This is a genomic window from Ensifer sp. NM-2 (genome assembly GCF_003024455.1).
Lineage (GTDB): Bacteria > Pseudomonadota > Alphaproteobacteria > Rhizobiales > Rhizobiaceae > Ensifer > Ensifer canadensis.
Map to the genome: position 1 here is coordinate 1 of NZ_PVZR01000049.1, position 10,519 is coordinate 10,519.

The following is a 10,519-nucleotide window of genomic DNA, read 5'->3' on the forward strand; positions in this document are numbered from 1 at the left end:
AAAGTTGGTACTGGGATTGAGGAAGAACACACGTTCGATCATATTGTCATCGCCGAAGGTACGACCATGAAGGACCCGGTTCCGGACGAACTTCTTCCCCTCACCTATCTCGGTGAAGCCAATTTCGACGACATCCAGGCTTTTTACGCCAAGCATGGTCTCTTGCGCGACGACGGGAGCCTCAAACCCGATGCTCGTATTCTCGTAACCGGCATGGGGCCATCCGCAATCGACAAGGCCACTATCGGAAGCCGCTCCGCCGCCTTTGCCCGCCATTCGGAAACCGATCCTTCCGGCTTTGAATTCATCCCGGAAACGGTCAAGGAATATGCCGGCACCTTCGGCAATGTCAGCCGTCATCCGGGTCACTCGATGGCAACGCGCCATGCTTACGATACGCGTTGGCCCGGCCCCAACTATTTTCCTCTCAAGCCGGAGATCGTGCAGGCTGCCGCAATGACTGGTTCACCCGACGCCTTGCCGGATCTCGCGCGCATCGTCATCGCAGCTACTGCGCGAGCGCTCAATAAAACGCCGGCCGAAATCTATCCCAAGGGCGTCAGCGCGTTCGAGCGACAGAACGACTACTTCCAACAAAATCTCATCCATTTTGCCGCCACGACACTCGCCGGTCGCGCCCGTACGGACGCAGGTTATCTGCGCTGCGGTGTCCGTGCGCTGATCGAGAGAGCAAGCGCAGGTGAGGACGCTTCACGCGTTTCGGATGACGAGGTGTTCATGACCAATCGCGCAGCGTGGCCATGGATGCGACATTTGGCGGCGTGGCATTCCAAGCCGGAGCAACTGGAAAAGCAGTCGAATGCCGCCTACTACGAGACCTGGAAATATTTCTGCCACGTCTTCATGACGGCTTCTCCCGCCCCCATCGCGCATTACTTTTCCGGCATGTATGTGCATGGGACGACCGGCCACCACCAGGCATCCTTTCGCGACCTCAGGCGCAGTTCAATTTCCGGAAAGGTGCTGTGCGGCAACGCGGAATTCGATTGCATCCTGGGCTCGGGGCTCATTTCGATCGAAGGCAGCAAGCCCCACAAATCGCTTGAGGGCCAGGTGAAGGAAAACGTGCCCGGCAAGGCTGCGTTCGCCAAGAACAGGCTTTACATGACGAATGAGGGAGCACTCACCGGTGTTACGGAGCTTGGCGTAGCGGGCGAAGGCCTCATGGGCAAGGACAATGACGGCAAGACGACCATCATCGATCAGGACTGGTTGGATACCCACTCGCACCACTCCGCGCTGCAAATCACTCCGACGATCGTGAAGTACATCCTCTCCAAGGCCGCTCTTAAGGCCAACGGCTGCAAGAACCCCGCAGAGGAAATTCATGCCCGCTACCTGAACTCTCTTCCCTCCGACGACAAATATGACGCTTTCGTCAAGCGCTTGGAAAACCACCATAGAGAATTCTACGAGCTGCTGGCCTATGTTGACTTCTGCACAGAGTATGCCGGCGATGATTGCGAGAAATTCGCCGCCGCATATAGCCGGATCAAGCACTCGACGATGCGTGACGACTTTGTCAACGGGCCCGGAGATTTCCGCGATGCGAAGAGTGCCGCCATGAAATACTACACCGCGCTTCAATCCATCCCGGCCTTCAAACCGCTTTCCAAGCTGGAATATTTCAGCACTTATATCGACCAGACGGCGGAGGAGATGCAACAGACCTGGGACGGCATCTGTGACGACATTGTTGCGGGCAAGATCGCCTGATTTGTCAGGATGGAGGGACGAAACGGATAGGACGACGGGATAGATAGTTTTGGAATAGGAGAGCCCAAATTGATCAATAAGACTGTTGTGCCCTCAGTATCCATTTTCCACTTCCACCCGAATGCGCAGCTCCAGAAGGAGCCGATCTTGATACCGATCCGCTGGATACGTGTGGACAGCTTTTCTCGGCAAGGCCGGTCCGAAAGGTCATACCGGAGCGAAAGAAATTACAGCTATCTATATCCTGCCATCCTAACCACTGCGGCAATGAAGAATGTTCCTTCTGAAGGGCGCTGATTTCCCTTTACCGTGACCTCTCTCACGGTAAGCAAAACGGCTTCAGCGGAAGGTATTTAGTCGATCACAACGTGGCGCTAGTTATTGGCTCGGGTTCGGTGTCTGTGATTGGGGCTATTGTGTCTACCGCATCGAAACAGCTGCCTGCTTCGGTGACGAGCGGGGCCGAACCCGGTGCTCAGAACCGAAAGCACGTCTCTCACCTGCGCCAACTTTGCCGTCACGGCCAGGCATCGACCGGTCTGGGAGGCGCGGCGCGATCGCAATGCCAATCTACTCGATCACCCCCGGGCTGGACCCGGTCAGCCGCAGGGTTGCGGAAACACGGGTCGCCGAATGCGATCGCATCCTTGGCGAATTCGATCATGGAAAGGATGGTCGCGATGGCGCGTAAACCCAGCAAAACACTGGCGCTGACGCCGCGCGAAAAACGCCTGCGTGCGGGAGGCTCTGGAGCGCCTGGTGAAGGGACTGCCTATACACCCGGACCTGCAAAAGCGATCCTACCGTCTGACCGTTGCCACGCTCGCACAGGAGGTGCGTGTCGGCCGCAACGCTATCTACACCAATCATCGCTCGATGATCGATGAGTTGCGTCGCACCAGCGATCGCAAGATCATCCCGAGAAGCTCGCGGCCTGGGAAGACAAACTCGCCCAGCAGCGTTCTTTGATCCAGGTCTTGCAGATCGAGGAGCGGCGTATGGTGACGGAAAATGCCGTCCTGCTGAAGCGCATCCTCGAAGCCGAAACGGAGGTTGAGCGGCAGAAGCGTCATAATGCCCGCCTAATCGCCGAACGTGATCGCGCGGTGAAGCCAGCGCCCCTCCCGCGCGGGCCAAAAACCTGACGTCATCTACGATTGCCAGTTCCTGTCGCCGCGCTCGCCGAACGTCAATCGTCGCCCCATCCATTGCCTGCGACCATAATGCGCGGCATGATCTGCGGCATGCTTGACCCCTTCGATCCAGACAGCTTCATTGTGCGCGCCGAGGTTCATATCCTCGGCATCGAGCCCAAGATCGACCGCACTCTCGAATTGCCAATCACTCTCAACCTTGCCCAACTCCACGAGATGCTGCAGGCGGCCTTTGGCTGGACCATCAGCCATCTGCATCAGTTCAATATTGGCAGCCTTATCTACGCAGCCCCGGAGTTCGATGAGGACGGTCTGTCCGATAGCCGGACCTTCGAGGCGACCGAGGTCAGGATGATCGACCTTCACTTTCCCTACGATCCCGAGGAAAACCCTCTCACGATCCTCTACAAATACGACTTTGGTGATAATTGGCGTCATCTGCTGCGCCTGGAGCGCGTCGCCCGCCAGGAAGGTGTGAACTATCCCCGCTGTCTCGCCGGCAAACGATCCGGACCTCCAGAAGATGTCGGTGGCACTTCAGGCTATGCTGACTTCCTCGACGCGTGGCTCGATCCTGACCATGAGGAACATAAGGCCATGCGCCGGTGGGTAGGTCGCAAGTTCCACCCGGAAGCTTGCAATCTCGATGACATCAACAAAGCGATTGGCAAATCACTACGCGCATCAAAGGGCGACTATCGCTTCCGTCGAGAAAGCCATCGTGATTGAAACGAGAGGCTGCGCTTCAACACCAAAAATACACCCAATAAGCAAGGCGCAGTCAAAAAGGCAAAAGAATCAACGTTATCCCGCCAACAGGACACTTGACGCATACCCTATGCACCCTACCGACCAGTTCGAGCGCTTCCGCGAGCTTGCGGAGGATCGTGGATGGGGCGCGGAGGAAATCGCCGCCGATGCCGGGGATGCTGGCAAGCCGCTATCGGACTCGCTCATTCGCGCCCTGACCGCGCATCGCACCCTTGGCTTGCACCTTGCCCTTGGCGAGCAGCCGGATATGGCGTTGATCGCCATGGTCCATGCGCTCGCCGCGCAGACCTGCTATCGAGGAGGCAGCACGGCCCATTGCCTCGAAATCAGCCCGACCAGCAATTACCTCGCCGCCGTGCGCGAGGCGCTTGGCGACAAGGCAGCGGAGCGGATCGCGGACAAGAAGAAGACGGGGATGGCCGAAGCCGCCGAGCAGCTTCTGGCCGGGACCGGCTGGTTTCCGCCCATGCTGCGCCCCGCGCGCCCCGCATGGCTCGACCAGTAAGCCGAGACGTTCGTCCTCGAAACCGTCGAGCCGGCATCCTCGCCGGAAGCCCATGATGACCATTTCGCCATCGCAGCGGAATGAGGAAGGCAGGCCGGGGGCGGTGATGCGGCCCCGGCTTTCTTTCCGCCCCGAAAAATCGTGGGCCGCGCGACCGCTCGGAACGACCGTCAAGGAGGAAAACCATGGGCGCCGCCATGTGGATCGCCGTGCTGATCGCTGAGTTTTGTGTCCCGGCCCTATATGCTCACCGTCTATACCTTGCCCTTTATGATCGGCGTCACCGCCGCGCAGTTCGCCTATCAGACCGGCGCGGGCTTCATCGGCGGCTTCGTCTTCTTATCCGCGCTGATGCGGCTGGCAGAGCAAGGCCACAGTCATTTCTTGACATCGTAAGGAATATTCCTTACATTCCTTTTGACCGATTTATGGAGGCCCGCCATGGGAGCCCTGCTGAAAGAAGAAAGCACCATCACCGCCAAGGGACAGACCACCGTGCCGAAATCCGTTCGGCAGGCGCTGGGTGTCGACTATGGCGGGCGCATTGCCTTTTTCGTCGATGAGCAGCGTCGCGTCTATGTCCAGAAGGCCGAGATTGAAGAAACCGCAGATCCCGTGATCGACCGTTTTCTTGAATTTCTCGCGCGGGACATGGCCAAGCATCCCGAGAAATCTGTCCTTCCGTTCCCGCAATCCCTGCTTGACCGGGCTGTTGCCCTGACGGCGGGCATGGCGGTCGATCTCGATGCCGAGATCGAGGGGGACGTCTCGATCTGATATGCTGACGATCAATGGCTGGACTGTCCTCGCACACCCTCTCTTTCTCGATCAGTGGGAAAAGCTGATCGAGGCGGTCGACGCGCTCAAGGCGAAGAAACCGGACGACTACCAAAAATCCGCCGACGCCAAGCTGCTTGCGGCATTGGTCCAGCTCGTCACCGCCACGGTCCCATCGGACCCGACAGCGGCCATCTATCGCCAAGGCTCGACCCTTGGCGATGATCGCAAGCACTGGTTTCGCGCCAAGTTCGGCAACGGCCGTTTCCGGCTCTTTTTTCGGTATAGCAGCGCCAGCAAGGTCATCATCTTCGCCTGGGTGAACGACGAAAGCAGCTTGCGGACCTATGGCTCCAAAACGGACGCCTACAAGGTCTTCAAGGGGATGCTGGACGACGGCAATCCGCCCGACGATTGGGATGCGCTGCACAAGCAGGCTTCCGACTCCAAAGCCGTTGCACGACTGGCAAAAGCCTCACCTTCGAAATCGTGACGGATAATCTCCGCGAGGAAAGACAGGGCGTTGCCCTTCGGGCCGTGCTCTCGGCGGCGGCGGTCATCTCGCCGGATGCCCCACCGCGGCGAGGCATCCGAAAGGTTGGGCCTGGCCTTGGTTGCTGTCGCGAACGGGACCGAACCGACCTCATCTTCCTCATCATGGCCCTCAACCGGCCTTCCGGTGACGATGCCGGATAGGCGACCCTGTTCCCGCACCATCGTTGGCCGACCTGCCGTATCCCTCGATTTCCTGAAACGGGCGCTCCATCAGCGATCTCGATTTGCATGGATCTGACCGAAGACCGGCTGGCCCTCGCTCGCCTCCCGCAACGTCCGTCGCCAACTTTTTTCCGCCGACTTCGGCTTACGGTCACGATAAGCCATTCCGGCATGGGGAGCGCGAGAAGTCCGAGTGTAATCACTGTCATGACAGTGGCCACGGAGCAGAGCTTATGGCTTGGAATTCCAGACAGGAGCGCCGCCAAAAGCGCGCCGATCAGATATCCAGCATAGTCGGCCGATGCCGCATATGAGCCGCCTTCGACTGATATCTGATGATCAGCGACCATGGGTGGATAAAGGCCGGTAAAGGCGAAACGACCGAAGTCCATTCCGATAACCAGCACAAGAGCGGCGGCAATGGTCGCCATCATCTCGTTCCTACTGTTCGTGGCCCTGATCCGCGATGTCAGAGAATGCAGCCAGCGTCTTGCGGAATTCTGAAAAGGCCGGCGTATCGAAGCCCGGCCGGCAGGCAAGATAGGTGTCCACCTTCATCAGCGGCTGTTCCTCAACCGGGCCGAGGTGACGCATGAGATCGACGACGCTGCGCGGCATGATGCTGATACAGGAACCCGCGGCGGGGCAGTCGGACATCGCGTGATAGGACCGCACCTCCTGGACCGCGAAGTCCGCCTTTTGCGTGCCGAAACTGGTCAGCCATTCCTCGGCCAGCATGCGGTTGGTGCAGCCTGGCGCAAAGGCAGCCAGAGCCGTCGTCCTAATCTCGTCCGCTTGATGGAGCTCAGGGTGACCAGGCGGAAGGAGCAGCACCAGTTCTTCTCGAAACAGAACTTACACTTACCCAAGGGTCACCGGTTACGTGACCTGGCGTCAGCGTCATACCGTAGCCCATCGAGCAGCAGCATGACCATTCGCTTAGCATGCGCGGCTCCGCCCTCCCCGGATGCTATGGAAAGATTACCGATCGCCCGAAGCGGGTCATAAGCCACCACGTCGTCGAGTATCTCACCGGCATTGGCGGCGGCGGCGAGCAATATCGCTAACGCCGGCTCGAACCGGCTTCGAAAATAGTCCGGCAGGCTGGCGAACGCGGATTCGCCGGAATGAAGAGCCGCCGCCAGTCCCTGCTTTGTAGCGAGGAAACTGGTGTATAGCAGTAGCCACTCGGTCAGTGCTGCTACCGGCTCTCGCGTTGCGACAAGCGCGTTGGCTGCTGCTGCACACGCATCGACCTCGCGCATGAACACCGCCGCCACCAGGTCGGATCGTTTGGGGAAACGGCGATAAAGAGTGGCAATGCCAACTCCTGCCCTGGTCGCGAAATCCGCACCGGCGCATCCACACCGGATGTGGCAAAGACTGCCTTCGCAGCTTCAAGCACAGCGTCTTCACTTCTCTGCGCGTCCGCGCGCGTGCGCCGTGGATTTTGTCCGGCAATGTCTGCCTGGCTCTCATCCGTACGCTTACCGCCGCCGCTGACCATGCCTTCGCGGGAGATGCGGCGTTCCAGTTTGAGAACGGAGCGGAACGGAGCCAAAGGCAGCGGCGGCAAGTGAAATCCCTCTCTGGCGAAGGGTCCGTTGACCGCAAAAGTCGTGGCATGAACCCTTGAACTGGCAACACGTCCAGCCAATGCTGGAGCTGGGCGGTCAGATTTTTGATGTTGCGAAAGGACCGCGGGTGTCTCGACCTTGCCCTTCGTCTTGGAACGATTTAGTGACGAGCCAGATCGACGAGGGCACTGCCGCCGATCTCTTCGAAACCGGCCGCATGGCATTGAAGGACTGTGGGTAGGTTCTGGTGCAAGATAGCTGGACGAATTCGCTTGCGGAGCCGGAGCCGAATGAGCTTGGGTGATCGAAATACGCGCGGTCGCTCGCTGACACCAGAGGAATCGACCGGTCAGGACGGTGGAGCAGTCAAAACCGATCCCAGAAATGCTAGTGCCGTATCATCCAGGTAACCGCGATCAGCAGATTGGTCGACTGAGCCTATCCAGAATTACGAGGCGGCTGCAATGCTGGCCTCGAAGAGAACCAGGAGCCTAACCCGCGACGCCAACTGGCAACCAGCTTGACAACCGCGATTAGTGAACTTGTGAGGAAGCGACCGACAAATTTCCCTGCGTACGTCCGCGCTCAAATTATTCTGGAAATATCGGTGATGGGATGAGGACTGTATCGCCACTGTTCTATTTTTCAGAGATGACCAGCGTCAACCGTTCCCGTTCGGCGCTGCTCCTGTGTCGTTGTCCGAACCAGGGTGTCCATAGAGGGCACCTTTCCAGCTTATCCCAACCGGCGTCAGTTGTCGTTTCTGCGGCAAAACGTTCCGCTGCAGATCGCCAGCGACGATCCGAGCAAGCTCGTTGCAGAGAGAAAGGCCGGGACTGTGCGGATAAAGTCCATGAATGGCGGGCGCCGCTAGAATGGAGATGACCTGTGACGATTTGCCATCGTTCGACATCGGATGAAGACCGGAATCGACGTCGATACCGCCCAATTCCACTCGGCGATCCTCTGTATCTGTGGCGCCCGTTGTAAGGCGCGCCGGCCGCACAACACCGGTACCGACCAGCGTCCGGAATGGAAACGCACCTAAGTCCATCGCCTCGTGGCCGCGGCAGTCTACGATGAGATCATGGATGCGTTTCTTTTTGTCATCTCCCTGCGGACCACGAAAGGCGACAGACGCCTTGTTTTTCTGCTTGACATCCTTCGCCTCGATGTCAGCCCCGGCGTTTTCAAGGGTCAGGCACCCTGACTCATGAACGGCCAACAGTTGCTCGCACGAGCGCAGCGGAAGCATGGCTAGCAGATGCGTAACAAGGGGAGTGAGGCTTTGCCGCACACGCATCATCTCGGACGATACGAGGTCGCGCATATGGAAATTCAAAGTGTACGCAATGTTGGCAACGACCTCTATCCATCGACGGGCACCATCGTCGCGTATGGTGGCCACAGAACCGAGGTATTCCTTTCGCAAGAGCGCGAACGGATCGTCTCTGTGCCAGCGGTCCTCAATGGACGCGACAAAGGCCTCCAGGCCCAGGAACTCGATTTCGGCATGCAATTCCGGCGCCTTGACCTTCAGGACGGGCTTCAACACGTATTCAAACAGGTAGTCGACTGAGAGATGACCGCCATTGTCCTTCATATGCATCCGGATTTCGGCGTCACTGATATAAGAGTGCCTCGAAAAGCGCTGAAACTCGCTGCGATGACGCACCAAAGGCAGCAGACACCGCGGCGCGTATATGACGATTTTCAAATCTTCCGCAACCGGGTGAGGAGCGTAGGTCAACCGCCCTTCGCAATCCCTCTGAAAGGTTCCATTTTTTCTTGCCAAAGCAAGGCAGGCATCGACAGCAGCAAGCGACGACCCCATTACACCGATGTTGCGCGCGGACTTGCCCTCGAGCCTCGAAACCGGCCATGGAGACGGCAGAACATTGGTCGCAGGATTATCCCTGCCGGGATCGGAGCATCCCGACGCCACCACGACATAATCGAAATAAAGCGTTTCGTCCGCGTCCGCGTCCGCCGAACGATAAACGACATTCACACCACCGCCGAGTGGCACGAGATCTTTCACGACGGTCTGGCGCTGGCACGTGATCGAAATGCCCGCCTTGACCGCGCTGAAAAGCAGCGACCGGAACTGCCCATCGAAATATTGTCCAAGAACGTCGCGCGTCGGAACATAGGTTGGTCCGATCTCTTGCCTATCGATGCCATGCTCCAGCAACCAGCTTTCGGGTTGTCGCAAGAACCATTCATGCGCAGGTATATGCAGATCTGGGATTTCCTGGCAGGCGACATTTGCCAGACTCTCACGCCCTACGAAGGAAGCGTCGTAGCACAGGCCGCCCCCCATGCGACCGGATTGGCCGAAAAACGTGAGTTGCAGATCAGACGAGCAATGTTGGACAATATGCTTAAGGAAATACAAGGCCGATGGGCCGTCACCCACGACGGCAACGGACTTCGGAGATTGTCGCTCAGGTGCGGAGAAAAACTCGAATTTCGCCATATTGAAAATCCAAAATAGAAGTGAAAATGCCGTAGCGGCCATAAACAAACGCCACGATCCCGCTGGTCGCAGGTAATGAGTGGTAGAAAGCGTTCACCAAATTCGTTTTTGAGCCAAGGCCTGAAGCCAGTATTGACGACGTAGTGAGGAAAGCACTCGCGGGCAATTTTCTCGAAGTCGACCATCATCTTCACATCTCGAACACATCACAGAACAAACATTTGCGGCTGTGGTCGTCGCTGCTCGTGAAAACCAGCGATGTGAGCCCGTGTGCCGGTGAACCGGCGGGAGGAATGGAGGAGTAATCAGTCCACCGACACACGATCACTAAAATAAATACATATACAATTATCACATACAAATTTCTGACTATGGTATTATTGCGTTGTCATCAAGTAACTTATTAAAAACCCCATCAGAACCACTTAATCATTTGTGATTTGATGAGTTTCAATATAGACGTGCTCGCAGTTTTTTTCAAAACGTAATTCGCTACAGTTGTAATTGGTGCAACGATGGCGATTTGTAACTACGGCTATGTTATTGATTTCCGGTCAAATGCTCTCTGATCCTACTCCAAGGTTCAGGCGTCAGCTCATAGCTGCGCCCGAGACATCACCAAGCTCCCGACCAGCGAAATCTGGAGCCTCATGAATCGATACATCAGACCTCAAGCACCTGCCGCCTCTCGAATTCAAGCTCTTGGTGCTGCTGATGCGCCAGCAGGGCCAGGTCTGTTCGCGTGTGCAACTGATCGAAGCAGCATGGCCGCCAGGCGTGTTCGTCGAGCCGCGCACGGTCG

General features: G+C 57.6%; 11 protein-coding genes and 2 pseudogenes. 7 read left to right on the plus strand and 6 right to left on the minus strand.

Annotated features, from left to right (window positions below):
- On the minus strand, positions 1 to 360 hold a 360-nt coding region (locus tag C6558_RS40565), incomplete at its 3' end, for a hypothetical protein (RefSeq protein ID WP_210205728.1).
- 117 nt (positions 361 to 477) lie between these two features.
- Between C6558_RS40565 and C6558_RS38525 the strand changes: the two genes are divergently transcribed.
- A complete protein-coding gene (locus C6558_RS38525) occupies positions 478 to 1,737 on the plus strand; it encodes a hypothetical protein (RefSeq protein WP_210205729.1) in 1,260 nt (419 codons plus the stop codon).
- Between the two features lie 866 nt (positions 1,738 to 2,603).
- On the opposite strand, the gene C6558_RS40170 is transcribed toward C6558_RS38525, so the two are convergent.
- Complete coding sequence (locus tag C6558_RS40170; RefSeq protein ID WP_158269015.1) at positions 2,604 to 2,810, minus strand: hypothetical protein; 207 nt, start codon at positions 2,808 to 2,810, stop codon at positions 2,604 to 2,606.
- Positions 2,811 to 2,969: 159 nt separating this feature from the next.
- Here C6558_RS40170 and C6558_RS38540 point away from each other — a divergent pair, with 159 nt between their 5' ends.
- The 5 genes and pseudogenes from C6558_RS38540 to C6558_RS38555 all read left to right on the plus strand — a co-directional run bounded on the left by C6558_RS38540 (position 2,970) and on the right by C6558_RS38555 (position 5,437).
- Positions 2,970 to 3,620: a plasmid pRiA4b ORF-3 family protein gene (locus tag C6558_RS38540; protein ID WP_371412338.1), complete on the plus strand. Its 651-nt coding sequence runs from the start codon at positions 2,970 to 2,972 to the stop codon at positions 3,618 to 3,620.
- A gap of 187 nt (positions 3,621 to 3,807) precedes the next feature.
- A pseudogene (locus C6558_RS38545) lies at positions 3,808 to 4,167 on the plus strand (chromosome partitioning protein ParB); the annotation flags it as partial.
- A 243-nt stretch (positions 4,168 to 4,410) separates the two neighbouring features.
- The gene (locus C6558_RS40490; RefSeq protein ID WP_199197124.1) at positions 4,411 to 4,563 is read left to right on the plus strand and encodes a hypothetical protein; all 153 of its coding nucleotides are present in this window, start codon (positions 4,411 to 4,413) and stop codon (positions 4,561 to 4,563) included.
- Between the two features lie 45 nt (positions 4,564 to 4,608).
- A complete protein-coding gene (locus C6558_RS38550; RefSeq protein WP_107028829.1) occupies positions 4,609 to 4,944 on the plus strand; it encodes a type II toxin-antitoxin system PrlF family antitoxin in 336 nt (111 codons plus the stop codon).
- 1 nt (position 4,945) lies between these two features.
- Positions 4,946 to 5,437 (plus strand): type II toxin-antitoxin system YhaV family toxin, encoded by a 492-nt coding sequence (locus tag C6558_RS38555; protein WP_107028830.1) that lies wholly within the window; start codon positions 4,946 to 4,948, stop codon positions 5,435 to 5,437.
- Here C6558_RS38555 and C6558_RS38560 read toward each other — a convergent pair.
- From C6558_RS38560 to C6558_RS38575, 4 genes and pseudogenes are all read right to left on the minus strand, one after another.
- Positions 5,322 to 6,095 carry a YbfB/YjiJ family MFS transporter gene (locus C6558_RS38560; RefSeq protein WP_107028831.1) on the minus strand — a complete coding sequence of 258 codons (774 nt, stop codon included), beginning with the start codon at positions 6,093 to 6,095 and terminating at the stop codon, positions 5,322 to 5,324. The genes C6558_RS38555 and C6558_RS38560 overlap by 116 nt on opposite strands.
- Before the next feature lie 7 nt (positions 6,096 to 6,102).
- Positions 6,103 to 6,513 (minus strand): LysR substrate-binding domain-containing protein, encoded by a 411-nt coding sequence (locus tag C6558_RS38565; protein ID WP_107028832.1) that lies wholly within the window; start codon positions 6,511 to 6,513, stop codon positions 6,103 to 6,105.
- Between the two features lie 20 nt (positions 6,514 to 6,533).
- A pseudogene (locus C6558_RS38570) lies at positions 6,534 to 7,168 on the minus strand (TetR/AcrR family transcriptional regulator).
- Positions 7,169 to 7,899: 731 nt separating this feature from the next.
- On the minus strand, positions 7,900 to 9,717 hold the full coding sequence (locus C6558_RS38575) for an FAD/NAD(P)-binding protein (protein WP_158269016.1): 1,818 nt from the start codon (positions 9,715 to 9,717) through the stop codon (positions 7,900 to 7,902).
- 678 nt (positions 9,718 to 10,395) lie between these two features.
- Between C6558_RS38575 and C6558_RS38580 the strand changes: the two genes are divergently transcribed.
- A partial coding sequence (locus tag C6558_RS38580) for a winged helix-turn-helix domain-containing protein (protein ID WP_256372002.1) occupies positions 10,396 to 10,519 on the plus strand: 124 nt, incomplete at its 3' end.

Coding starts and splice junctions, on each gene's coding strand:
- C6558_RS40170 (WP_158269015.1), bottom strand. CDS start 2,810: ATGACGCTTCTGCCGCTCAACCTCCGTTTCGGCTTCGAGGATGCGCTT.
- C6558_RS38540 (WP_371412338.1), top strand. CDS start 2,970: ATGATCTGCGGCATGCTTGACCCCTTCGATCCAGACAGCTTCATTGTG.
- C6558_RS40490 (WP_199197124.1), top strand. CDS start 4,411: ATGCTCACCGTCTATACCTTGCCCTTTATGATCGGCGTCACCGCCGCG.
- C6558_RS38550 (WP_107028829.1), top strand. CDS start 4,609: ATGGGAGCCCTGCTGAAAGAAGAAAGCACCATCACCGCCAAGGGACAG.
- C6558_RS38555 (WP_107028830.1), top strand. CDS start 4,946: ATGCTGACGATCAATGGCTGGACTGTCCTCGCACACCCTCTCTTTCTC.
- C6558_RS38560 (WP_107028831.1), bottom strand. CDS start 6,095: ATGATGGCGACCATTGCCGCCGCTCTTGTGCTGGTTATCGGAATGGAC.
- C6558_RS38575 (WP_158269016.1), bottom strand. CDS start 9,717: ATGGCGAAATTCGAGTTTTTCTCCGCACCTGAGCGACAATCTCCGAAG.